Raw genomic sequence first — 23,322 nt, forward strand, 5'->3', positions numbered from 1 at the left:
ACTGATGGGCCCTTGTCAACAGGGGCCCGTCTCTCTTTTATGGCTGCACTCCAGGGTATCGGCACTGAATGCCGGATGCTGTCTCTCTGAGAGGCTCCGCAGGCAGCATGACGTAAAGTTCCTGTCAGGTTGAGCAGAGAGAGAGAGAGCGCGCGCGCGCGAGCGCGTGTGGGTGGGTGTGTGAGGGATGGACATAAAAAAAACCGCCTCATGCATGATGCTTGAGGCGGTTTTGTACGGTGTTCGATAATCAACGCTCAATGGGGGTTATCTGAGAGACAACCCCCACGACAGCTCAGAGGGCGCTGTATTCAGCGTAGACCCTGTAGGTGTTGATTATGAGGAACGCAAGGACCAGGAGACCGAGGATCGTGAACATCGGGCTCTTCTCTTCTTTCGAGGCCTTCCTGTCAAGGAACGGCACGGCACCCCAGACAACGGCACCGATGGTGAAGAGGATGATGGCAAAGAGTTCGCCGCCTTCAAACGTGAAGTCTTTCAGAAGCTGGAACTGTGCCCAGAAGTACCATTCCGGCTTGATGCCGACAGGAGCCGAACCAAGCGGATCGGCCTGTACACCGATCTCCCACGGGAAGACAGCGGACAGATAGACCAGAAGGCCGAAGCCGAGCAGCCATCCGATGGCATCTTTGGCAAGGAAGGTCGGGAAGAACTTCTCATAGCCTTTGATCATGCCGGACTCCTTGTAACCGATCGGAGCAGAGGTGCCGAGCACCTGCACCAGCATAAGGTGGGCTGTGAGGACAAGAAGAAGCAGGCCGGGAAGCAGGACCACATGAAGCGAGAACATCCTGGTCAGGGTCTCGGGGCTGACCTCTTCGCCACCGCGGAGGATGTCGACGAGAATGGCGCCGCCGGGCATGACCTTGGGAACTTCAGTGCCGACCTGGGTCGCGAAGAATGCAAGTTCGTTCCAGGGGAGCAGGTAGCCGGTGAAACCGAAACCAAGGCTCAGAACGAGGAGCACGAAACCGCTGACCCACATCAGCTCACGCGGTTTGCGGTAGGACTTCATGAAGAAGGTGCTGAACATATGGATGAAGGCCATGCCGACCATAAGGTTGGCGGACCATGCATGAATCTGGCGGATGAGCCAGCCGAACGGCACTTCCTTCTGGATGAACACGAACGAGGAGAACGCTTCGCTGCCGGTCGGTTTGTAGTACTGGAGAAGAAGAAGACCGGTAAGGACCTGGATCATGAAGAAGAACAGGGTGAGGCCACCGAAGTAGTACCAGAACGACAGGCGGTGCTTCGGAACCTCTTTTTTCTTCAGGTAGGCGATGACGGGCTCAAGAACGTAGAAACGCTCCTGGAACCAGGCAGCAACGGGGCTGACCTTCGCATCCTTGAACGGATTCGGGTCAGCGCGCTCTACCGGAGGTTTGTAGACTCCGCCCTGTGCAGCGGCGGGTTTTGCGGCCGCAGGTGCGGCAGGCTTCGGTGCTCCCGGAGCTGCCGGCTTGGCGGCACCCGGTGCAGCGGGTTTCGGCTTCGGCGGAACGTTCCCCGCACCGGCATTCTGATTGTTTTCAGCCATATTTCCAGACTCCCTTGTTTTTCAGCAATAGTTTAGGTTACACGATCGAGATAATGAGGTCTTCGCCTTCGACCCGGACGCCGTAAGGGGCGAGGGGAAGCGGCTGCGGACCCGAGATGATTTCGCCAAGCTGGGTGTACTTCGCACCGTGGCAGGGGCAGAAGATCTCATTGTCTTTGTCTTCCCAGCGGACAAGGCAGCCGAGGTGCGTGCAGACTGCGCTGCAGGCGGTCAGTTTGCCGTTGTCGTTGATGACGATGACCTTGTCCTTATTGAAAGCATAGATCTTGCCGGTGTTCACAGGAACTTCAGAAGCCTTGCCTACGACCATTTCCTTGACCTCCTTGATTTCTCGGACGGGGGGAATGATGAATTTGACGACGGGGTAGAGGGTCGAAACAGCAACGGCCGCGCCGATACCGCCGACGACCTTGCCGAGGAAGCCCCGGCGTTCGAAATCGACACCCTTGAGACCTTCTTCGCGTGCTTTGCCGCCGGAAACCGCTCCAGAGGAAGAGGCCGGTGCACCATCTCCAAGGGCGCCCATCCTGGACGGGCTCTTGAAATTACCTTGTTGTGCCATTACAATGTATCTCCTTTTAAAAGCTATTGTTATGAAGTAAGAAAACAGTTGCCGGAGCGGCCTCTGTCACTATCGGGTCGGCTCTGGCCTACAACCGCCTCTGGCTTCGTCGGAATGAAGCGCGGCCTGGTTCAGCTTGCCTGCAATATAGCGGGTAGACGCCGAACAAATTCTGAATTTACCAAATTCTACCTTGTAAACCAATCCAATTGATCTTTAATATAATTATACCTCTGGTACATAATCGACTCCTCCCCGTCACGCCAAATGCGGCTCCGCGTAAAGAATCGCATGAAGCGCGATTCGAGCCGTACGGGACTGAGGAACTCCGATATCCCGCGAAGGCCGGTGTGATGTTCTCCCTCAAAATCAAGGGTGATGCTGGATGAAAAACGGAGATAAAACGGTCCGGCATCAAGCACCCGTTCCTGATCGACCCTCATCCCGACATCGCCATCCTGGATACCAAGCACCCGTCCGTGCGGCGGAGCGAAGAACCCCCGGGTAAACCCGCTCTCGCTGAAGTCGGCGCTGTCACGTACAACGGAGGCACCGCTCCGGTTATCGTTCAGCATAAGAAGCGTCAGCGGCCTGTAGGCCGGGTCACGGAAGAAGATCACATAGTAGATCACATCCACCCTGTCGGAAAACGCCCGCCCCCAGTACCAGCGGGAAATATACTCCTGCATCGGCATGGTACCGAGATTATGGTCGTGGTACCCTGTGGCCCGGACATCGATGGTTCTCGGAAGGATGGAAGGGCGCGCATCATAGAGCTGCACCCGCCCCCGAACCTCGGCCCTCGGAACCCGGAGCAGCCACTGATGACAGGGCACCGCCCCGTCATTGTTGCCGTCCCTTCGCCGGTAATCCACCCTCCTGCATGCACTGAACGTCAGTTCAGCCTGCACGGACTTTCTTCTGGCAGGGAAATCGAAATCTATGGAGAGCCGGTACTCGTCCTTCAGCGGATCATAACTGAACCTGTTCTTTTCGAAAGCGGCACCGATGGCGCTCCTTGAGCTCTCAAAAAGCTCCCGGCGTCCTTCGCGGATGAAGTTGAGCGTCTCGCGGCCATGTTCGTAAAGCTGGAAACTGAAGCCGGCATAATCGAGAGGAGCCGGGGCCCCGTCGCGCCCGTCCGTACCCCGGTTGCGCCATCGCTCATAATGCTCCTGGTAGGAAGGGGAAAACGGAAAGCCGGCGAACCAGATGACGACGATGGAGATGCCGCTCTCCGGGTCTTCGATGTCGAAATACCACCATTCATAGGCGCCGGGGTCCTGCAGGTCATGCCATCGCTCCTCTGCCGGCTCAGTGGTGATGTTCATATCGGGTATCGATGGGGTTCAGGCTCCGGAAGCCGGCATGCGGCTGAATGGAGGGAAAAGAGAATTTTGAAATAATCCTGTTGACAGGCAATGCCCGTTGGTGCATAAGATATAGCGAACGCAGAAAGAGACCTGCAAAAAAAACGCTGACGAACTCGGTGGAAGTATACTGGACGCATAAAGCCTTCTTTCCATCGGAATGTAATGGTTTTGTCCCCATTCTGATTCCTTTAATTTTCCCCTGGCACCCAGAGCACCGCTGCATCAACGGCACCGGTTCAGAGAGCATCCCCACTGGAGACCCGAAAAGCCAAAACCCCTGGGTTTCAGGGGTTTTGCGGGACATCAATGCGTGTCGCCCGATATAGAGTGAGTGGACAGAGAGGGAGTCGAACCCACGACACATGGATTTTCAGTCCATTGCTCTACCAACTGAGCTATCTGTCCATCGTTCATTCTCGCTAGAGAGGCAAAATATAGGAAGTTTTTCAAAACCCCCAAACAGGAAAACAAAAAAAACGGAGCCCGTGACCGGGCCCCGATTTGGACAACCTGGTTCAGGCCGGCACCGTGATGCACTCCATCCCCTTCCTGATGCGGCGAAGCACCGCTTCCCGGCCGAGCACTTCAAGCATGTGGTAGAGGCTGGGGCCGAAACTGACGCCGGAGGCAAGGATACGCAGAGGATGGATGAGGACTGCCGCCTTCAGGCCCTTCGGTTCGACAAAAGCCTTAAGGGCCGCTTCGATGGCCTCCGAAGTGAACTCAGGAAGCACTTCGAGCGTCGGGAGGAACTCCGAAAGCAATGCGTTGGTATCGGGAGTCCAGCGTTTCTTGACCGCCTCTTCCTCCCAGGCATCGGGTTCAAAAAAGAAGTAGGATGAAAAAGTCACGAACTCGTGCTCGAAGCCGACGCGCTCGCGCATCAATTCGATCACCTGACGGAGGTAGGCGTCGCTGGTGATTACCTCACGCTCGAGCATGGTCTCTTTCAGAGAAAGCTCATTCTGGAGCAGCGGACGGATGGTGTCGATGATTTTCTCGGCAGGCCGGTTCTTGATGTACTGCTTCTCGAGCCAGTTGAGCTTGTCGAGGGTGAAGATGGAGCCTGCCTTGCCGACACGCTCGAGACTGAATTTCTCAATCAGCTGCTCCATGCTGTAGACTTCCTGTTCACACCCTTCGCCCTCGTTCCATCCGAGAAGGGCGATGAAGTTTATGATCGCCTCCTTGCTGTAGCCCTTCTGGATATAGTCCTCCACGGCAACGTCTCCCTGACGCTTGCTGAGCTTGGAGCGGTCGGGGTTGAGCAGAAGCGGAAGGTGAGCGAACTTCGGTGGCTCCCAGCCGAAGAACTCATAGAGCAGAAGATGCTTCGGCATAGAAGGAAGCCACTCCTCGCCGCGGATAATGTGGGTAAACTCCATCAGGTGATCGTCGATGACGCTCGCAAAATGGTAGGTCGGGAACCCGTCGGACTTCATCAGCACCTGGTCGTCGATGGTGGCTGAATCAAACTCGATGGGGCCGCGGATTATATCCTCAAACCAGACAGAAACATAGTCAGGCACCTTCATGCGGATAACATAGGGTGCTCCGGAGGCGAGCATTTTCTCGGACTCGCTGCGGGGCATAGAACCGCCCATATCCTCGGGAAGCCATTTCCGGTTGTACTTCGGCTGAAGTCCCTGCTTCATCTGCAGCTGGCGGTTCTCCTCAAGCTCCTCGGACGTTGCAAAACAGTAGTAGGCATTCCCTTCTTCAAGAAGCTGCCGGCAGTACCCGGCGTAAAGCTCAAGACGATCGGACTGGAGGTAGGGGCCGAAGTTACCGCCATGCACAGGGCTTTCATCCGGCAGGAGCCCGGCCCACTCAAGGGTCTTGATGAGGTTCTGCTGCGCCCCTTCAACTTTCCTGCTCTGGTCGGTGTCTTCAATCCTGATGATGAAGTCACCGTTCATTTTTTTTGCGAACAGGTAGTTGTACAGCGCTGTGCGGAGCCCTCCGACATGAAGATACCCTGTTGGAGACGGAGCAAACCTGGTTCTGACCCTTTTACCGACCATGTGCATTGGCTGTTAAAAATTTGACAATGAGTTGACGCAGTACCGCCCCCACCCTCTTGGCTTCCTCCAGCTCGACGAGGGGCGAGGGAAGGGGGCGCCCGATCGTAAGAGCTTTGAATTTAAGAAAAACTACCTGTTTTTGCACAGTGAAGCCCCCTTGCAAATAAACTTTTTGCTTTCCATCGCAGTTTTACTTTTAATTACTTGTAACGTCGTAAGTTACATTTTACTGTAACACCAAACACACTCCATGCCTGAAACACCCGTGAAACCGCCGGGGGACAACCGTTCCCGCAACAAATTCAAACCCGTCCGTGAAAGCGGAGATGAACCGGGCTGGATGCAGGGCAACGGAACAGGGCCCCAGGGAAAACTCCCGCGGATTCTGATTATTGTAATGCTCGGAGTGATTGCGTTCTTCGCCATCGCCCGATTCGCGCCTCCGCCCGCCGGGCCCGAAATCATCTACAACAGTTACCGCTCCCTTATAGAAAGTCAGGCCATATCGGAAATCGACGTCCAGACCCTCGAAGACAAGTCGGTCATCCTCAAAGGCCGCCTCAAGGAAGCAGCAAAACTGCAGCTCACCGACAACACCACGGTGGAGAGTGACCGGTTTTCGGTCCGCCTCCCATCATTCGACGTCGAACAGGTAGACATGCTCGCCGAAAAAGGGATCCGGGTCAAGGTTGAAGAGGGTCGCGGGGGCATCTACACCATCCTCATGCTGTTCCTCCCCTGGATCATCTTCGGCGCCATTTATTACTTCTTCTTCATCCGTCGGATGAACGGGCAGAACGCCGGACAGGCAAAAAACATCTTCAGCTTCAGCAAGAGCCGGGCTAAACTGGTCAGCGAGTTCGACGTGAAGACCACCTTCAAGGACGTTGCCGGCGTGGATGAAGCGGTCGAGGAGCTTCAGGAAACCGTCGAGTTCCTCACCAATCCTGAAAAGTTCCAGAAAATAGGCGGCAAGATCCCCAAAGGAGTCCTCCTTCTCGGACCTCCCGGTACAGGAAAAACCCTGCTTGCCAAAGCGATAGCCGGTGAAGCGAAGGTTCCATTCTTCTCGATATCGGGCGCGGACTTTGTCGAAATGTTCGTCGGCGTAGGTGCGGCCAGAGTGCGCGACCTCTTTGAGCAGGCCAAGAAAAACTCTCCCTGCATCGTATTCATCGACGAGATCGACGCAGTAGGCAGAAGCCGCGGAGCAGGGCTCGGCGGAGGGCACGACGAACGCGAACAGACCCTGAACCAGCTCCTCGTCGAGATGGACGGGTTCACCACAAGCGACAATGTCATTCTGATTGCCGCGACAAACCGGCCCGACGTGCTCGACACAGCGCTGCTCCGTCCCGGCCGCTTCGACCGCCAGATCACCATCGACAAACCCGATATACGCGGCCGGAAAGCAATCCTCGACATCCACACGAAAAAGACTCCGCTCGACCCGGACGTCGACATATCCATCATCGCCAAGAGCACGCCGGGATTTTCAGGTGCCGATCTGGCAAACCTTGTCAACGAATCCGCCCTGCTTGCCGCACGCCTCGGCCAGGAGATGATCACCGCGGAGGACTTCGAACAGGCCCGCGACAAAGTGCTGATGGGCCCTGAGCGCAGGAGCATGTACATTTCAGACGACCAGAAAAAGCTGACGGCATACCACGAAGCCGGCCACGTCCTTGTGGCGCTCCATACCAAAGGCTCGGACCCGATCCACAAAGTCACCATCATTCCGCGCGGCCGCAGCCTCGGCCTTACCGCCTACCTCCCGCTTGAGGACCGCTACACCCAGAACAGAGAGTACCTCGAAGCCATGATTACCTACGCACTCGGAGGACGGGTGGCAGAAGAGATCATCTTCCAGGAGACCAGCACCGGCGCGGCCAATGACATCGAGAAGGCAACAGAAATCGCAAGGAAGATGGTACGGCAGTGGGGCATGAGCGAAAAACTCGGACCCATCAACTACGGCGGCAGCCATAAGGAGGTCTTTCTCGGCAAGGACTACTCGCATGTGCGTGAGTACAGCGAGGAAACCGCCCTGCAGATCGACGTGGAAGTTCGCAGCATCATCGTCCGGTGCATGCAGAACGCCGAGAGAATTCTCCGGGAGAACACCGAAATGCTTCACCGGCTTGCAGGAAGGCTCATCGAGAAAGAGTCACTCGGCGCAGAGGAGATCGGAGAGATAACAGGCATTCATCAGGAAATACTGAAAATGACGGCCGAATAATGGACAGCATCATTCTGCAGAACATCATCATGCTCTTCATCGGCCTGCTGGCAGGCGTGCTCTCCGGCATGTTCGGAATCGGCGGGGGAATCATCATCGTTCCCGCCCTGGTGCTGATCCTCGGCATGACCCAGCAGACCGCCAGTGCAACCTCTCTCGTGGCACTGCTCCTACCGGTAGGCATACTCGGAGTGCTGGAATACTATCGGGAAGGACGGATATCGATGGATAATATCTGGCTCGGACTTCTGCTCGCCGCCGGACTCTTTATAGGGGCGTACTTCGGAGCGAAAATCGCAACACACCTGTCGGGGACAGTCCTCCGACGTGCGTTCGCGGTGTTCACAGGAATTGTCGCCCTTCGTCTATGGTTTAAGTAACTGTCGCACCACCAATAACCCAATCCACCTCACTATGGGAACCACTACCACGAAAGCCGATCTGGTCAATGTCATTGCCCACAGAACCGGCCTGACGAAGAATGAGACCGAGTCGGTGGTTGATGCGCTGTTCGAAGGCATCATCGACTCACTCAAATCCGGTCGGCGCATTGAAATCCGGGGATTCGGATCCTTCAACATCCGCTACAAGAACCTCCGGCAGGCCCGCAACCCCAGGACCGGCGAAAAAGTGACGGTCGAGGCGAAAAACGTCCCGACCTTCAAGATTTCCAAAGAGTTCAAGCAGGCCGTCAGCGAAAGCCTGAAATCCACCATATCCTGAGTCTCATACACTGGCGGCCAGCGGCCGCCGGATAGGCACCATTCAGAGCTCAAAGGGATCGTCGATGATCTCCAGGGAAACTTCTTTGCCGTGATCAACAAACCCGATCCTTATGTAATGCAGGTTTTCGGGCAGAAAGATGTCAGCGCCCTTTTCTGCCGCGTGCAGGATGATGTGGCCCTTGTGGTGACCCAGCTCTTTTGCCAGATCTCCCCACTTCTTCAGGACGATGTTCGTATAAGACTCCCCCACCCTCAAGGCGACCTGCCCGCAGTCGGTCAGGTCGCTGATGAGATCAGGTGCTGAAATCAGCGACATCTCCTTGCCAACCCAGATGCTCAGCAGTTCACAGTGGAACGGCAGAAACACCGAATTGCGGATTACAAGCCCCTTCCTGCCGCTCTTTACGGCGTCGGTAAAACTCTTCATAGCCATGCGTCCCTTGTTTTATACGGGGGTTCGTTAGTATCAGAAATTGAAGAACAGGAGCCAGAGCCCGATAAAGATCGGGATCAGGAATGGAATGGAATACTTGTAGATGTACTCCACGAAATCCGGCACATCGGCTTCAGCCTGCGCGGCAATGTTCTTCACCATGAAGTTCGGGGCGTTGCCGATGTAGGTCATCGCTCCAAAAAAGACGGAAGCCACGGAGATAGCCATCAGGTAAATGTCTGAACTGACATCACCGGCAACAGGTGAACCGGTTCCTGCGGCGAAGGAGCGGATCTGGGCCACAGCATCCGGTGCATTGATATCAAGACCGAATTTGCCTAGGGCACCGGCCAGAAAGTTCAGGTAGGTCGGCGCATTATCGAGCACGCCCGAGAGCGCACCGGTCATCCAGTAGAAACGTGTCACCGAAAAATCTCCGGCATGCGAGCTGGCGTACTCGCCGATCAGCTGGAGGGCGGGAATCATGGTGGCAAAAATGCCGATGAAGAGGAATGCAACTTCCTTGATCGGCTCGAAGTTGAACTCGTTGCCCTTGAGTGCCTGGCTGTCAGCGGTCTTGTAGGCCACGATGGCAACCGTACCCATAATCACTTCACGGATGCCGAAGGGCACACCGAGCAGCTCCTGCAGGCTTGGGAAGCCCGCAATGACGGCAGAGTCGAGGAAAACCGCGACAATGATCATGCCGAGATAGAGGAAGTTGCGCGTTCCGGTGATGGAGATACCTCCATTCTTGGCAGGCTCCTGCACCCCGCCGTCTCCGGAGCGCATGTCAAGCACCATGAAGACGAGTACCAGAGCGACGACAGCGACGACCCAGGGAAGCCATACCTTCGAAATAACCCAGAAGAACGGAACTCCCTTGAGGAACCCGAGAAACAGCGGCGGATCGCCGATGGGGGTCAGCCCGCCACCGATATTGCTTACAATGAAGATGAAAAAGACGATGTGGAACGCCTTCAACCGACCTTCGTTGATGCGCATGTAGGGGCGGATGAGCAGCATCGAGGCTCCCGTGGTGCCGATGACGTTCGACAGCACCGCGCCGAAAAGAAGAAGGAGGCCGTTGACGAGAGGTTTACCCCTGCGCTCGATATGGATCAGGATGCCCCCTGAAACGATGAAGAGGGAGGCGACGAGGGCAATGAAGGAAATGTACTCCTCAAGGGTATGAAGGAGGGTTTGCGGACCGTGCTCCATCATGAAGGCGTAGTAACCAGCAACAATCGCGCCAAGCCCTACAGCAACCTTGGGATAATGGTGTTCCCAGAACCGGCGGTAGAAAAGCGGTCCAGTGGCAATCATGAGAAGCAGAAAAACGAAAGGCAGCACCAGCCATACGGGAGGCATGTGGAGCAGGCCTGAAACTGCTGCGGCAGCCGAAACTGCCGCATCCTGATGTTCAGCTAAAGCCATTTACTCCCCCTCGAATTCAGTGAGAGAAAACACCTTATAGCCTTTTGCAAGAATCTTCGCTTCGCCACCGATGTCCGGCAGGTTCACAATGAAGGCCATCTCGGAGACCACACCGCCAACCTTTTCAACCAGAGACGCAGCGGCAAGCGCCGTTCCGCCGGTTGCGAGCAGGTCGTCGACGAGCAGCACACGCGCTCCCTTTTCGAGGGCGTCGATGTGAATTTCAATCTTGTCGGTGCCGTACTCCAGCGCATACTCCTGCGACACGGTGTCGGCGGGAAGCTTTCCGGGCTTGCGGACCGGAACGAACCCCTTTCCGAGCGCATAGGCAAGCGCACTGCCGATGATGAAGCCACGGGCCTCGATACCAACGATCACATCAAAATCAACACCGTTCTCCAGATAGCGCTGGGTCAGGTTGTCAATGACGAGCCGGAACCCGACGGGGTCCTTGATGAGGGTGGTGATGTCACGGAACATGATGCCCTTCTTCGGGTAGTCGGGAATCGCACGGATGCGGGACTTTATCGGCATGGGAGGTTGCGGTTAAGTTTAAGCTGATAAACGGAACCTTCAAGATAACAGTCTCGCATGTAATTGCAAACCATCGCCGAGCCCCTCAACCCTTACCGGCAGCTCTCTTCCGGCAAGCGGCTCTCCGCCGGCGGCAGCGGGCACGACGACCCTCAGATACTCGGGAGTGTAGCCGCTGAATCCCTCTTCAAAGAGCACCATCTGCTTGCTGCCTATCCGGGAGAGTGCGAACGTGCGGGCCTTCCGCTCCCCAAGTTCGACGAGCAGTGCACTCCGCCGGGCAGCCTCCTTCGGGCTCACCCTCTCCCGTTCACCATCGGCAACCTGTCGCTGGAGAAGGGTACCGGGACGAACCGAACAGCTGAAGACATGGAGGTAGCTGAGCGGAAGCTCTCCGATGAAGCCATACATCGCCTGAAAATCCCCCTCCTCCTCGCCAGGGTACCCCACCATCACATCGGCACCAACCGCACACCCCGGGAGAACATCATGCAAAGAGTGCACCGCACGGCGATAATCATCGGTCGTGTAGCGCCGGCGCATTGCCTTAAGCACGGAGTCCGAACCGCTCTGGAGCGGCAGGTGGAAGTGCGGGACGATCCTCTCTGATGCGCCAACGACCCGGAGCAGGTCCTCATTCAGCATATCGGGCTCGAGGGAACTGATGCGGATGCGCGACACCGGCACATCCTCGAGCATCCGGAGAAGAGCGGCGAAATCCACCCCCCGGCTCAGGTAATCCCCGGTATTGACCCCGCTGAGCACGATCTCCCGGTACCCCGAATCGGCAAGCCGGCGGGCCTGGCGAAGAACCTCTTCGGGTTCGATGGAGCGAGAACGCCCCCGTGCGAGAGGAATAGTGCAATACGCACACATGTAGTCGCACCCGTCCTGAATTTTCAGGAACGCCCGTGTCCGACCCGAGCCTGGCGGGAGGGAACACCCCGGAGAGGCCGTACGGAGACGAGACAACGGCCCTGCGGCCACTGCCGGCAGAGCGGACCTACCAGCCTCAGCAACCGCCAAATAGCGATCAAGCTCGAACTTCTCTTTGTTGCCGAAAACCGCATCCACACCCTCAATCCCCCCGAGCACCTCGGGACTCAGCTGGGCGTAGCAGCCGATCACCGCAACCCGGCTGTGTGGATTGCGGCGGATGAGGCGCCTGATTTTCTGGCGGCACTTCTGTTCAGCCTGCCCCGTGACCGCGCAGGTGTGAATGATTAAGAGATCTGCGCCCTCTTCGGGACCGCACGCCTCCCAGCCCCCATCAACAAGGCTCTGGAGGATGGAGGATGATTCTGCGTAGTTCAGCTTGCAGCCAAGCGTCACCGCCGCAACTTTCTTTTTACTCATGATGTTTCACAACCATTACGACAAGAACTCTATAACAAACCAATTACGACCCAATTACGATCCCATAATGATCCCATATGATCCAATAACGATTCGATAACCATTCAGCTGCCACTAGCCCACCGTATAGCAACGTTAAAGAAACACAAAAAAACAGCACTGCACCTGCGACACGATACACCATGAACACAATAACTGAATATGATTGAGCAATATTCCCTTGCAGACAAAATTGCATTCTTCTATATTTCGTTTGTCCATTGACAACATATTCCACGAACAATAATCATAGACACTATGGCACAGGATGTAACATCACCGGATAAATATGATCGCTTCATTCAGAAAATCGATCATTTCCAGTCGCTGGTTGAAGAGAAAAAGAACCTGCAGGCAAAAATAGCACAGATGCGGGATGAGTTCAATGCAACAATCCGCCCCCTCGAAAACGATCTGGCCGGCATCATCCGCAATCTTGAAACCAACCTGTCGCGCCTGGAAAGCGGCGCTCCCGTGAAAGCCAGCTCCCCGAGGATTTCACGCGGACAGCTCGGCACCGCCGTAAAGGACCTGCTGCGTGCACATCCAGCAAAAGCCTTCAAGCCGAAAGAGATCGGCGATGCACTGGGAACTACAGGTGGCGCCTTCAGCGTCTGGTTCAACAAATACGGTGTGCATGACAACGACATCGAACGTATTCCTACCGGCAAGGAAGGCAAACGGTTCCTTTACAAAATCAAGTAAGAACAAACGGTTTCATACTGGAAAAAGCGCGCTTCTGTGCGCTTTTTCTGTTCAGTAGCCGAGGTTGCGCTTATTATGGAAAAAGTTGAGAGCCAGGCCAACCATGATCATATTCCCGACAAGCGAAGATCCCCCATAAGAAATAAACGGAAGCGGCACGCCGATGACAGGAATAAGACCAAGCGTCATGCCGATGTTGATGATGACATGAATCAGAAGCAATGAAACAAAACCGGCAAGCGTCAATTCGACAAAACGGTTTTTGATTGAAAAGATAGCCCAGATGAGGCGAAGCGTGAGGGCGGCGAACAGCATGATCAGCAACGCCGAACCGATGAAGCCGAACTCCTCGGCAATGACACAGAAAATGAAATCCGTCCACTGTGCCGGAATGAAGCGCAGCTGGGTCTGGGTCCCCTCAAGAAATCCCTTTCCAAACAGCCCTCCCGAACTGATTGCAATCTTTGCCTGCAGCGCATTATAGCCCGCTCCCTGCGGGTCCGACATCGGGTCAAGGAAGGTCTGGATCCTTTTCATCTGGTGCGGCTTGAGGATCTCACCGGCAAACCGGTGCACAAACAACCCTGCAGCGAGACCCGAACCAACCACGGCGAGCTGATGTGGCTTGAACCCCTGCTTCTGCACCATCATCGCCGCAAGCAAAAGCACACTGAGCCCCACGACAAACCATACGCTGAAAAAACCTGTCAGGAGGAGAAGCAGGGGTACGACGAGGATCATAAGGATGTAGATGTCGAACCCCGCCATGATGATCATCGGCGCAATGAAGGAAAGGGCGGTCAGGGTGGTGCCCATGTCCGGCTGCAGCATGATGAGCACTGCGGGAAAGATCGGTATGGCAAGGGCTGTCAGAAGATGCGGAAGGGAATGGATGTCGGTCTCGTCGTCTGAGAGGAAGCGTGCGAGAGCGAGAATGGTGGCCATCTTGGCGATCTCGGAGGGCTGGAAACTGAAGAGCCCTATCCGCACCCAGCTGGTCTGGCCGGCGATCTTTCTGCCGAAGATCAATACCGCAACAAGCATCAGCATGCCAAGGATGTAAAAGATGTAGGAACCATCCTTGATGACACGCACATCGTTGAAGTAGACGAACATCATCGCTACCACCCCGACAAGCGCCCAGGTCAGCTGACGATAGAAAAGCGTGGTATCGCCCGACCCGTTCGTCGCGCTGTAGACCGCCATGAGCCCGAACACCACAAGTCCGGCGAGCGGTCCCAGAAGCCAGTAATCAACTCCATGCTGTTTCATCATCACGCGTCGCCTTTCAATTTTTCATTGTCTCCGTAAACCTTAATTTAGTATAGTAAACATTCACAGCACCCGCCAAAAATAACAAGGCTCTCCTTCATGCCATCATCTTCATTCTCCTGCGGTTTCGCCAGCATCATCGGACCGCCGAATGCAGGCAAGTCCACCCTCATGAACGCGCTGCTCGACTGCAAGCTCTCCATCGTCACACCGAAGCCGCAGACCACCCGTAAACGCATCACCGGCATCTATCACGACGAGCGGATGCAGGTCGTCTTCCTCGACACCCCGGGCATCATGGAACCCATGCAGAAGCTGCACGAAGCGATGCTTCTGGCAACCCGCGACACCCTTCGAGACGCCGACGTCATCATAGCCATGCTCCCCTTCAGGAAAAAAGAGGGGCCCTTTGATCGCGATTTTGCCTCAACACTCCAGAACGACTGGCTGAAAACCGCAGGCAAACCCGTCGTCGCCGTCTTCAACAAGAGTGACCTCGTCACCCTTAAAGAACAAAGCGAAGCCGAAGCCTTCATCAGGGAGGCGTGGAACCCCGCCGCCGTGCTGAGCATCTCGGCCTTGAAGGGGGTAAACCTCCCGGAGCTCCTCGAAGCCCTACGGCCTTTTCTTCCCATGAACCAGCCGCTCTACCCCGAAGATGCGCTGAGCACTGCACCCGAGAGGTTCTTCGTGAGCGAAATCATCCGCGAGAAGATCTTCCTCCTTTACGGCCGCGAGGTCCCATACTCGGCCGAGGTCGTCGTCGACGAGTTCCGTGAACAGCATGAGAATGACCCCTCCCGCAAAGACCTCATCCGCTGCTCCGTCATTGTAGAGCGCGATACCCAGAAGCAGATCCTTATCGGCCACAAAGGCCAGGCCCTCAAAAAGCTCGGTCAGACCGCACGTACTGAAATCGAGGAGCTGCTCGGCCGCCCGGTCTTTCTCGAGCTCTTCATCAAGGTCCGCCCTGACTGGCGAAAAAAACATACCCTCCTGAAATCATACGGCTATTAAAATAAGGAGCAGTAGCCGCGACGACCCGAAATATGCAGCCCTCTCTTCAGGGTCCTTTTTTGATGGAACGCAGAAAAGCCCTCCACCTGTAAAGGGGAGGGCTTTTCTCATTGTTGTATCGAGGAACGGGCGGGGCTTACTGCCTGTCGCCTTTCCTGTCGGATCCCTTCGGCTGGGGTTCCAGCTCGGCGGTAGCGTCCTCGATCTCCTTTTTCTCGTTCGGATGAGCCTGAAGGTACGACTCGATCTCCTCCTTGCTCTTGTCCTTGAAGTACTCGAGTGCGGAGAGGATGATGCGCTTGTTCTCCTTGTCGAACTCAATGACGCGGAGCGGAAGCTCGTCGCCGGCCTTGAAGGAGGTGTGGATGTCCTTCACTCCACCCTGAAGAAGATGGGTCACCGGAACAAAGCCATCGACATCACCCGGAAGGATCACAATGACGCCCTTCTCGATGATCTGCGAGACCTGGCCCGGGGTTTCAGCACCGACAGCGTACTGCTGCTCGAAGCCACCCCACGGATCGGGGTTGATCTGCTTGTGGCCGAGGGCGATGCGGCGTGCGTGCACGTCGAACTTCAGCACCTTGACATCGAGCTCCTGGTTCTTCTTCACCAGTTCGCTCGGGTGGCGGATCTTCTTTGTCCATGACAGGTCGGAAATGTGCACCAGACCATCGACACCTGCCTCGAGCTCGACAAAGACGCCGAAGTCGGTGATGTTGCTGACGGTGCCCTTGTGAAGCGACCCTTCAGTGTACTTCTCGCTGAGAGCGATCCAGGGGTCCTCGTTGACCCGCTTCATGGAGAGCGAAAGCTTGGTATGATCCTTGTCGATGTTCAGAATCACGCACTCGACTTCCTGTCCGAGGGTGACGAACTGACCCGGATGCTTGATATGCTGCGTCCAGCTCATTTCGGAGATATGGACGAGGCCTTCGATGCCCTTCTCGATCTCGACGAAAGCGCCGTAATCGGTGATGGAGACAACGCGGCCCTGAGCTTTGGAGCCCACAGGGTATTTGAGTTCGATGTTTTCCCAGGGGTGCGCCTCAAGCTGCTTCATACCGAGGGAGACACGCTTGGTGTTCTCGTCGAAACCGACGACAACGACCTTGATCGGCTGATCGAGCTCAACAACCTCGGAAGGATGGTTGATGCGGCCCCAGGTGATGTCGGTGATATGGACGAGACCGTCGAGACCGCCGAGATCGACGAAGATACCGAAATCGGTGATATTCTTGACCGTGCCCTCGAGCACCATGCCGACCTTGATGTTGGCAAGCATTTCCTCGCGGCGTGCAGCGTACTCCTCCTCAAGAATGACCTTGTGGCTGACGACGATATTCTGGGTGACGGGGTTGATCTTGACGACCCTGAAGTCCATGGTCTGGCCGACAAGTGCGTCGAAATCGCGGACAGGTTTGACATCGATCTGCGAGCCGGGAAGGAAGGCCTCCACGCCGGAAAGCGAAACCGTCATGCCGCCTTTGACGCGGTTGATGATCTTGCCGTTGATGATCGTGTCGTTCTCGATTGAATCGTAGATCTTGTCCCAGATACGAAGGACGTCGGCTTTCTTCTTGGAGAGGATGAGCTGGCCCATCTTGTCCTCGATGTTCTCGAGGTAGACCTCGACATCGTCGCCGACCTTGATTTCATCATCATCGCGGAACTCGAGCAGGGAGACGATGCCTTCCGACTTGAATCCGACGTCGATGGTGACGTCCTTGTTGGAGATCGAGACGATGCGTCCCTTTACGATCTCGTCTTCGGTGATTTCATTGAGCGTGCTGGTGTACAGCTGCTCCATCTGGGAAAGCTCTGCGGGCTCGTAGTGAGCAAAATACTTGATTTTCTTTCTCGCGGGTTTTTCCTTGACCGTTTTTTCGACTGCTACAGTTTCTAACATGCTTTTTTCCTTTCTCTCAGGTGATTTCCGGGCCTGCCGCGAGAGATTTCGGCAGGGGGTTTCAGGGTTGATTAAAAATTACTATCGGAAAAACCCGCTAAGAGCGGTTTTCCCGTTCTTTCTCTACAGCCATTCCATATACCATCTCGACCTGCTCATCGATTGAGAGTGTCGAAGTATCGATCTTTACGGCATCGGGATGCTTCCGGAGGGGAGCAAGCTCCCGCTCGGCATCAGCACGGTCCCGTTCAACAATCTCCCGCTCGAGGGACTCGAGATCCGGCAGGCCGGTCCCGTCGGGGGACTTCGCCTGGAGTTCGAGCAGCCGCCTCATGGCCCGCTGGCGGGCATCGGCGACAAGAAAAATCTTCAGTTCGGCTTCCGGGAACACAACGGTGCCGATATCGCGACCGTCCATCACAACCCCGCGGCCGCGGCCAAGCGTCTGCTGCATGACGAGGAGGGTGTCTCGGACCGGCTTCAGGGAGCTGATGAAGCTCACCTCACGGCTCACCCTGTTGTCTCGGATTTCACGGCTGACGTCGCGCCCCTCAAGCAGGACCCGGTCGCCTTCAAACGCAATGGAGATTCCTTCAAGGATTCCAGCCACCTTTTCGGGTGCCTGTTTCAGGGTGTCGAGCAGTCCGTTTTCGATCGCCTTCAGGGCCACCGAGCGGTACATCGCCCCGGTATCTATGTAGGTGTAGCCAAGCTTTCCCGCCACCTTCCTCGCTGTCGTGCTCTTGCCCGAAGCGGCCGGTCCGTCAATGGCTATGATGATCCTGTGGGTACTGATTTCGCCGTTCTCCTGCATTTTGAATTAGCCTGCTATTTTATAAAATAAATTTGCTTTTTCCAAACATAATGGTTAGATGAAAAGGCCTTATATTTACGTCCGTTTTGAATCAAAATATTTCTCCATATGGCACTCCGCTGCGGCATCGTCGGCCTCCCCAACGTCGGCAAATCAACCCTCTTCAACGCCATCACCGCGAAACAGGCGGAAGCGGCCAACTACCCGTTCTGCACCATTGAACCCAATGTCGGCACGGTCCTCGTGCCCGACCCCAGGATGCAGGCGATTGCCGACGTTGTCAAGACACCTACTCTGGTACCGACCACCCTTGAAATCGTCGACATCGCCGGCCTCGTCAAAGGCGCCAGCAAAGGCGAAGGGCTCGGAAACCAGTTCCTCTCGCACATCCGCGAGGTCGACGCCATCGTCCACGTAGTCCGCTGCTTCGACGACCCCGACATCATCCATGTTGAAGGAAAGATCGACCCCCAGGACGACATCAACACCATAGATACTGAACTCATGCTCGCCGACCTCGAGGGCATGGAGAAAAAGATGGAGAAGCTCCGCAAAAATGCCCGGAAGGAAAAAGAGCTCATCCTGCAGGTCGAGCTCGGAGAGAAAATCATCAAGGGCCTTTCCGACGGCATCCCTGCCCGCAGGATCATTGAAACCCCCGAAGAGGCCGAGGCGGCCAAGCAGTTCTTCCTTCTCACGTCCAAGCCGCTCCTCTATGCGGCCAACGTCGGCGAGAACGACCTGCCGGGCGGCAACGGGTACACGAAACTGGTTGAAGCCATAGCGGCCGAATCCGGCTCGAAGATGCTCATCATCAGTGCGAAAACCGAAGCCGAGATCGCCGAACTCCCGGTGGAGGAGCGCCCGGAGTTCCTCGAGAGCCTCGGCCTCGAGATGTCGGGCCTCGACCGCCTTATCCAGACCGCCCACGACCTTCTCGGTCTGCAGGTATACTTTACGGCCGGCGTCAAGGAGGTCCATGCATGGACCATCCGCAAAGGTGCAGCCGCACCTGAAGCCGCAGGAGCGATCCACAGCGACTTCGAGAAGGGGTTCATCCGTGCGGAGGTGATGTCGTGGCGCGACCTCGTCGAGCTCGGTTCCGAACAGAAGGTGAAAGAGGCCGGCAAGCTCCGCAGCGAAGGCCGGGACTACATCGTCAAGGACGGTGACGTCATCGTCTTCCGCTTCAACGTTTAACCGAGGCACCCCCCATGCATCGCAACCCCGGCCCTGAGAACCCCATCGGCATCTTCGACTCCGGCGTCGGCGGCCTGACCGTCGTCAAAGCTGTCCGTCACGCGCTGCCGGGTGAGCGCATCCTCTACTTTGGCGATACCGCGCGGGTCCCCTACGGGCCGAAGTCCCAGGTCACCATCCGCCGCTACGCAGAGGACGACACCCAGGCGCTCCTCCGCCACCAGCCGAAGATGATCATCGTCGCATGCAACACCGTCTCGGCGCTTGCCCTGGACGTGGTCGAGCACGCAGCCGACCCGCTCCCGGTGCTTGGAGTGCTCGAAGCCGGCGCAACCCTTGCCGTAGAGGTCACAAAAAACCGCCGCATCGGCGTCATCGGCACCCAGGCCACCGTCTGCTCGAACGCCTATGCTTACGCCATCAACCGCCTTGACCCCCAGATAGAGGTCTTTTCAAGTGCCTGCCCTCTCTTCGTTCCGCTCGCCGAGGAAGGCATGGTGGAGGATGAAGCGACCCGCCTCATAGCACGCCAGTACCTCCTGCCGCTCGTCGCAGAAGGCATCGACACCCTGGTGCTCGGCTGCACCCACTACCCTATCCTGCGCCGTGTCATTGAAGAAACGGTCGGCCCTGCCGTCCGTATCATCGACTCGGCTGAAGCAGTCGCCATCCGGACCGCCGGGATGCTCCGCAGTTCCGGCATGCTGTCATCCCGCACCGAGCCCCCCGTACCGCACCTTATGGTCAGCGATCTGCCGCAGAAATTCGGGAGCCTCTACCGCCTCTTCATGGACTCCGAAATGCCGGACGTGGAGCTGGTGGAGGTCTGAGGACCCGGAAGGTATCGCCCCGGCACTTTCAAACCATTCCATTTCTTCTTACTTTCACTTGCGGCAAATCCGCCGGGATCATTCATCCTATCAAGAGTGCAAGCGTGAAAGTAAACCTCGACAGAAACTCCTCCGGCTTCTGCATCGGCGTTCAGGGAACCATCCATGTCGCTGAAGAAAAGCTCCGGGCCGAAATCGGCCTCTACTCTCTCGGTGACGTAGTCCACAACGAAGTGGAGGTAAAACGCCTTGAAAGCCTCGGGCTCGTGACCATCGATGACCAGGCATTCCGGGAGCTCAGAGACGCACCGGTCCTCATCCGTGCGCACGGCGAGCCCCCCTCGACCTACGAAACAGCCAGAGCAAACAACCTTGAAGTCACCGACACCACATGCCCCGTCGTTGCCAAACTGCAGCGTACGGCGCGCCAGCTTTATCAGCTAGGCTATCAGGTCGTCATCTACGGCAAACCGGTTCACCCGGAAGTAATCGGCATCAACGGCCACGCCTCCAACAGCGCTGTCATCATCAAGCATGCCGACCTCTCGGACCCTGCCGAAACGGCACCGCTCGACCTCTCAAGGAAAACGGCGCTCATCTCGCAGACCACCATGGATGTCCCCGGGTTCTACCAGCTCAAGGAGAACCTCGAAGCCCTGTTCCGCAATGCAGGAAACCCTCAGGAAAAACCATGGACAGAGGTGCGGGACATCGACATCACGCTCGGTCTCACCGGCATGCAGCCGACTGCCCCCCATGTATACAAGGACACCATCTGCCGCCAGGTCTCAAGCCGCAACAGTAAACTGCACGACTTCGCCCTTTCGAACGACTGCATCATCTTCGTTGCCGGAAAGAAAAGCTCCAACGGCCAGGTACTCTACAACATATGCCGCGACGCCAACCCCCGAAGTTATTTCATTGAAGATACCGGGGACCTCGACGAAGGCTGGCTGAAAGAAGCAAACGGCTCCCCGGTCGGAAGCGTCGGAATCTGCGGAGCCACGTCCACCCCTATGTGGCTTCTGGAAAAAGTTGCCCGTCACATTGAATCACTGGAGCGATGAACACCATATCCCTCATCATCAACGGCCTACCCGTGAGGGCCGCGCGGGGCACCACCATCCTTGCCGCAGCGGCCGACGCCGGCGTTACGATCCCCACCCTCTGCCACAGTGAACGACTGGAATCCACCGGATCCTGCTGGATGTGCATCGTGGAGCTGAAAGGCCGGAACCGCTTTGTGCCGGCCTGCAGCACCACCGCAACGGACGGTATGGAGATCGAGACCGAAAACGCGGACATCGACAAGATGCGGCGGGAGAGCCTCCAGCGCATCCTTGACCAGCATACCGGCGACTGCCAGGGTCCATGCGAAACATCCTGCCCTGCCGGCTGCAATATCCCGGGGTTCATCGACGCCATCGCAAACGGCAACGATCGACGGGCCATTGAAATCATCAAGGACTCCATCCCCCTTCCGGCCATGCTCGGAAGGATCTGCCCGGCACCCTGTGAGGAAGAGTGCCGCCGGAACGGAGTAGACGAACCGGTCTCCATCTGCGCCCTCAAGCGCCATGCCGCCGACATCGACATTGCTTCGGAGGAACGGTTCATTCCCCCGCCCGCGCCGGAAACCGGCAAAAAGGTTGCCGTCATCGGTTCCGGCCCCGCCGGCCTCAGCGCGGCATACTACCTCCGAAAGGGGGGCCACCGTGTCACCGTCTTCGAAGCCGAACCGGAGCCCGGCGGCATGATGCGACAAGCCATTCCCCGATTCCGGCTGCCCGAGTCAGTGATCAGGGCCGACATCGCCCCGCTCGAAGCCATGGGCGTGGAGTTCCGCTGCGGCACCGCCTTCGGAAGGGATGTCACCACTGAAGAGCTGAAGAAGGACTACGACGCCCTGCTCCTTGCCGTCGGAGCGCAGCTGTCCGCCCGGCTCGGCATCCCCGGTGAAGATTCTCCGGGGGTCATCTGCGGCATCAGTTTCCTGAAAAAAGCCGCTCTCGGCGAAAAGCTGGAGATCGGCAGAAAGGTACTCGTCATCGGAGGCGGCAACACGGCCATCGACGCAGCACGGACCGCCCTCTGCCTCGGCGCAGAGTCGGTGGAAATCATCTACCGCCGCTCGACTGAAGACATGCCGGCCAACCGGCCGGAAATCCGGGAAGCGCTTGCCGAAGGAGTGAGGATCACCCCGTACACCGCTCCCCTCTCTATCGAGTCATCCGACGGGCAGCTGGTTCTCACCGCCCTCAGAATGGAAGCCGGAACCCCGGACAAAAGCGGCAGGCAAAGGCCTGTACCGGTTGCTGGCTCCGACTTCACCATCACGGCCGATACCCTCATTACGGCCATCGGCCAGGAGATTGATCGGGAGATTTCAAAAGCAGCCGGACTGCATCCGTTCCAGAACAACCGCATGCCCGTCGATCGACACACGCTCCAGTCCACCGAAGGGTGGATATTCGCTGCCGGTGACTGCGTGACGGGAGCCGACATTGCCGTCAAAGCCGTGGCGGCGGGAAAAACAGCCGCACATTCAATCGAGCAGTTCCTCGCCGGCAAGGAACCCTCGTCCCCCCCTCGCCCGTTCAACTCATCCTACGGGCCGAGACACGAAGCGCCCGATGCACTCAGGGCAAATGCATCAGCTGAAAGCAGAATCCCCATGCAGGAAATCGGACACGAGATGAGAACCGGGGGGTTTGAAGAGGTCGCAAAGGGTTACAGCCCGGATGAAGCCCGCAGAGAGGCCCTGCGCTGCATGCAGTGCCGCTGCAGCGACATCAATACCTGCCGCCTGCGCGAACTGGCCACCCGCTACCGGCCGGAAACGCAGCCCATCAAAACAGAACACCGCGGATTCAGCCGCGAAATACTTGGCGGAATACGGGTTGAACGGGAGAAATGCGTGGACTGCGGCATCTGCATCCGCACACTGCAGGAAGAGGGAAGCGGCCGGATGGAAGTCATTGCGGGAAACTGCCCCACAGGAGCGCTCTCAGTGGCCAAACAGGGCTGAGATGAAGTGAAGTGCGGTTGTGAACTGCTGCCAGAGCTGCCCAAAAAGGGGTGAGACCCCAGCGCCGGTAACAGAGAGGTAGGCGGCGTAGAGCACCACAAAGGCTGCCGCAACCAGCACAACCTGTACGACCTTCTTCAGGATGAACATCAAAACGAACGCAAGCACTGCGATCGAGAGCACCACAGCCACGGCGAACAGCGCAGGGTGCTGGGAAAAATATGCGACAATCTGCTCCATCAA

At 56.9% G+C, this 23,322-nt stretch carries 21 protein-coding genes and 1 tRNA gene; 9 read left to right on the forward strand and 13 right to left on the reverse strand.

The genetic code is table 11. The features are described from left to right. Positions 1-295 precede the first annotated feature (295 nt). The 5 genes from A3K90_RS09025 to gltX form a co-directional block, all read right to left on the reverse strand. Entirely contained in the window at positions 296-1,561 is a 1,266-nt protein-coding gene (locus tag A3K90_RS09025; protein WP_303682284.1) for a cytochrome b N-terminal domain-containing protein, read from the reverse strand. Positions 1,562-1,598: 37 nt separating this feature from the next. Further along, complete coding sequence (locus tag A3K90_RS09030; protein ID WP_303682285.1) at positions 1,599-2,144, reverse strand: ubiquinol-cytochrome c reductase iron-sulfur subunit; 546 nt, start codon at positions 2,142-2,144, stop codon at positions 1,599-1,601. 188 nt (positions 2,145-2,332) lie between these two features. Further along, complete coding sequence (locus A3K90_RS09035; RefSeq protein WP_303682286.1) at positions 2,333-3,475, reverse strand: carotenoid 1,2-hydratase; 1,143 nt, start codon at positions 3,473-3,475, stop codon at positions 2,333-2,335. A 374-nt stretch (positions 3,476-3,849) separates the two neighbouring features. After that, positions 3,850-3,922: transfer RNA gene (locus A3K90_RS09040), tRNA-Phe, on the reverse strand. Between the two features lie 110 nt (positions 3,923-4,032). Then, on the reverse strand, positions 4,033-5,541 hold the full coding sequence (gltX, locus tag A3K90_RS09045) for a glutamate--tRNA ligase (RefSeq protein ID WP_303682287.1): 1,509 nt from the start codon (positions 5,539-5,541) through the stop codon (positions 4,033-4,035). 250 nt (positions 5,542-5,791) lie between these two features. On the opposite strand from gltX, the gene ftsH reads away from it, so the two are divergent. Genes ftsH through A3K90_RS09060 form a run of 3 tightly spaced genes read left to right on the forward strand, consistent with a single transcriptional unit; the run spans position 5,792 to position 8,503 of the window. Beyond that, a complete protein-coding gene (ftsH, locus tag A3K90_RS09050; protein ID WP_303682288.1) occupies positions 5,792-7,780 on the forward strand; it encodes an ATP-dependent zinc metalloprotease FtsH in 1,989 nt (662 codons plus the stop codon). Beyond that, complete coding sequence (locus A3K90_RS09055; RefSeq protein WP_303682290.1) at positions 7,780-8,160, forward strand: sulfite exporter TauE/SafE family protein; 381 nt, start codon at positions 7,780-7,782, stop codon at positions 8,158-8,160. Before ftsH ends, A3K90_RS09055 begins: the two co-directional genes overlap by 1 nt. Before the next feature lie 34 nt (positions 8,161-8,194). Beyond that, positions 8,195-8,503, forward strand: coding sequence for an HU family DNA-binding protein (locus A3K90_RS09060; protein WP_303682291.1), 309 nt, complete (start codon positions 8,195-8,197; stop codon positions 8,501-8,503). A gap of 42 nt (positions 8,504-8,545) precedes the next feature. Here the strand turns inward: A3K90_RS09060 and A3K90_RS09065 are convergent, their stop codons facing one another. Genes A3K90_RS09065 through mtaB form a run of 4 tightly spaced genes read right to left on the reverse strand, consistent with a single transcriptional unit; the run spans position 8,546 to position 12,265 of the window. Further along, on the reverse strand, positions 8,546-8,932 hold the full coding sequence (locus A3K90_RS09065) for a hypothetical protein (RefSeq protein ID WP_303682369.1): 387 nt from the start codon (positions 8,930-8,932) through the stop codon (positions 8,546-8,548). Positions 8,933-8,971: 39 nt separating this feature from the next. Then, positions 8,972-10,375, reverse strand: coding sequence for a sodium:proton antiporter (locus tag A3K90_RS09070; protein WP_303682292.1), 1,404 nt, complete (start codon positions 10,373-10,375; stop codon positions 8,972-8,974). Continuing rightward, complete coding sequence (locus A3K90_RS09075; protein ID WP_303682293.1) at positions 10,376-10,909, reverse strand: adenine phosphoribosyltransferase; 534 nt, start codon at positions 10,907-10,909, stop codon at positions 10,376-10,378. 39 nt (positions 10,910-10,948) lie between these two features. Continuing rightward, entirely contained in the window at positions 10,949-12,265 is a 1,317-nt protein-coding gene (gene mtaB / locus A3K90_RS09080; RefSeq protein ID WP_303682294.1) for a tRNA (N(6)-L-threonylcarbamoyladenosine(37)-C(2))-methylthiotransferase MtaB, read from the reverse strand. 297 nt (positions 12,266-12,562) lie between these two features. Between mtaB and A3K90_RS09085 the strand changes: the two genes are divergently transcribed. Then, complete coding sequence (locus A3K90_RS09085) at positions 12,563-13,009, forward strand: hypothetical protein (protein WP_303682295.1); 447 nt, start codon at positions 12,563-12,565, stop codon at positions 13,007-13,009. 51 nt (positions 13,010-13,060) lie between these two features. Here the strand turns inward: A3K90_RS09085 and rodA are convergent, their stop codons facing one another. Continuing rightward, complete coding sequence (gene rodA / locus A3K90_RS09090) at positions 13,061-14,284, reverse strand: rod shape-determining protein RodA (protein ID WP_303682296.1); 1,224 nt, start codon at positions 14,282-14,284, stop codon at positions 13,061-13,063. Positions 14,285-14,380: 96 nt separating this feature from the next. On the opposite strand from rodA, the gene era reads away from it, so the two are divergent. Continuing rightward, positions 14,381-15,298 (forward strand): GTPase Era, encoded by a 918-nt coding sequence (gene era / locus A3K90_RS09095; RefSeq protein ID WP_303682297.1) that lies wholly within the window; start codon positions 14,381-14,383, stop codon positions 15,296-15,298. 136 nt (positions 15,299-15,434) lie between these two features. On the opposite strand, the gene rpsA is transcribed toward era, so the two are convergent. Next, entirely contained in the window at positions 15,435-17,207 is a 1,773-nt protein-coding gene (gene rpsA, locus A3K90_RS09100) for a 30S ribosomal protein S1 (protein WP_303682298.1), read from the reverse strand. A gap of 97 nt (positions 17,208-17,304) precedes the next feature. After that, the gene (gene cmk / locus A3K90_RS09105; protein WP_303682299.1) at positions 17,305-18,021 is read right to left on the reverse strand and encodes a (d)CMP kinase; all 717 of its coding nucleotides are present in this window, start codon (positions 18,019-18,021) and stop codon (positions 17,305-17,307) included. Between the two features lie 108 nt (positions 18,022-18,129). Between cmk and ychF the strand changes: the two genes are divergently transcribed. From ychF to A3K90_RS09125, 4 genes are all read left to right on the forward strand, one after another. Beyond that, positions 18,130-19,221, forward strand: coding sequence for a redox-regulated ATPase YchF (gene ychF, locus A3K90_RS09110; RefSeq protein WP_303682301.1), 1,092 nt, complete (start codon positions 18,130-18,132; stop codon positions 19,219-19,221). Between the two features lie 14 nt (positions 19,222-19,235). Next, the gene (murI, locus tag A3K90_RS09115) at positions 19,236-20,051 is read left to right on the forward strand and encodes a glutamate racemase (protein WP_303682302.1); all 816 of its coding nucleotides are present in this window, start codon (positions 19,236-19,238) and stop codon (positions 20,049-20,051) included. Between the two features lie 104 nt (positions 20,052-20,155). Beyond that, positions 20,156-21,118 (forward strand): 4-hydroxy-3-methylbut-2-enyl diphosphate reductase, encoded by a 963-nt coding sequence (locus tag A3K90_RS09120; RefSeq protein ID WP_303682303.1) that lies wholly within the window; start codon positions 20,156-20,158, stop codon positions 21,116-21,118. After that, the gene (locus A3K90_RS09125; RefSeq protein WP_303682304.1) at positions 21,115-23,079 is read left to right on the forward strand and encodes an FAD-dependent oxidoreductase; all 1,965 of its coding nucleotides are present in this window, start codon (positions 21,115-21,117) and stop codon (positions 23,077-23,079) included. Before A3K90_RS09120 ends, A3K90_RS09125 begins: the two co-directional genes overlap by 4 nt. Here the strand turns inward: A3K90_RS09125 and A3K90_RS09130 are convergent. After that, entirely contained in the window at positions 23,059-23,319 is a 261-nt protein-coding gene (locus A3K90_RS09130; RefSeq protein ID WP_303682305.1) for a hypothetical protein, read from the reverse strand. The genes A3K90_RS09125 and A3K90_RS09130 overlap by 21 nt on opposite strands. Between the last annotated feature and the right edge of the window lie 3 nt (positions 23,320-23,322).

This window comes from Pelodictyon luteolum, from assembly GCF_001622165.1.
Taxonomy (GTDB): Bacteria; Bacteroidota; Chlorobiia; order Chlorobiales; family Chlorobiaceae; genus Chlorobium; species Chlorobium luteolum_B.

Bases quoted from the DNA above. Each gene is read 5' to 3' on its own strand.
- A3K90_RS09075 (WP_303682293.1), bottom strand. From the start codon at position 10,909: ATGCCGATAAAGTCCCGCATCCGTGCGATTCCCGACTACCCGAAGAAG.
- cmk (WP_303682299.1), bottom strand. From the start codon at position 18,021: ATGCAGGAGAACGGCGAAATCAGTACCCACAGGATCATCATAGCCATT.
- gltX (WP_303682287.1), bottom strand. From the start codon at position 5,541: ATGGTCGGTAAAAGGGTCAGAACCAGGTTTGCTCCGTCTCCAACAGGG.
- A3K90_RS09060 (WP_303682291.1), top strand. From the start codon at position 8,195: ATGGGAACCACTACCACGAAAGCCGATCTGGTCAATGTCATTGCCCAC.
- A3K90_RS09125 (WP_303682304.1), top strand. From the start codon at position 21,115: ATGAACACCATATCCCTCATCATCAACGGCCTACCCGTGAGGGCCGCG.
- A3K90_RS09030 (WP_303682285.1), bottom strand. From the start codon at position 2,144: ATGGCACAACAAGGTAATTTCAAGAGCCCGTCCAGGATGGGCGCCCTT.
- A3K90_RS09025 (WP_303682284.1), bottom strand. From the start codon at position 1,561: ATGGCTGAAAACAATCAGAATGCCGGTGCGGGGAACGTTCCGCCGAAG.
- A3K90_RS09070 (WP_303682292.1), bottom strand. From the start codon at position 10,375: ATGGCTTTAGCTGAACATCAGGATGCGGCAGTTTCGGCTGCCGCAGCA.
- A3K90_RS09085 (WP_303682295.1), top strand. From the start codon at position 12,563: ATGGCACAGGATGTAACATCACCGGATAAATATGATCGCTTCATTCAG.
- ftsH (WP_303682288.1), top strand. From the start codon at position 5,792: ATGCCTGAAACACCCGTGAAACCGCCGGGGGACAACCGTTCCCGCAAC.
- mtaB (WP_303682294.1), bottom strand. From the start codon at position 12,265: ATGAGTAAAAAGAAAGTTGCGGCGGTGACGCTTGGCTGCAAGCTGAAC.
- rpsA (WP_303682298.1), bottom strand. From the start codon at position 17,207: ATGTTAGAAACTGTAGCAGTCGAAAAAACGGTCAAGGAAAAACCCGCG.
- era (WP_303682297.1), top strand. From the start codon at position 14,381: ATGCCATCATCTTCATTCTCCTGCGGTTTCGCCAGCATCATCGGACCG.
- ychF (WP_303682301.1), top strand. From the start codon at position 18,130: ATGGCACTCCGCTGCGGCATCGTCGGCCTCCCCAACGTCGGCAAATCA.
- A3K90_RS09055 (WP_303682290.1), top strand. From the start codon at position 7,780: ATGGACAGCATCATTCTGCAGAACATCATCATGCTCTTCATCGGCCTG.
- A3K90_RS09065 (WP_303682369.1), bottom strand. From the start codon at position 8,932: ATGAAGAGTTTTACCGACGCCGTAAAGAGCGGCAGGAAGGGGCTTGTA.
- murI (WP_303682302.1), top strand. From the start codon at position 19,236: ATGCATCGCAACCCCGGCCCTGAGAACCCCATCGGCATCTTCGACTCC.
- A3K90_RS09130 (WP_303682305.1), bottom strand. From the start codon at position 23,319: ATGGAGCAGATTGTCGCATATTTTTCCCAGCACCCTGCGCTGTTCGCC.
- A3K90_RS09035 (WP_303682286.1), bottom strand. From the start codon at position 3,475: ATGAACATCACCACTGAGCCGGCAGAGGAGCGATGGCATGACCTGCAG.
- rodA (WP_303682296.1), bottom strand. From the start codon at position 14,284: ATGATGAAACAGCATGGAGTTGATTACTGGCTTCTGGGACCGCTCGCC.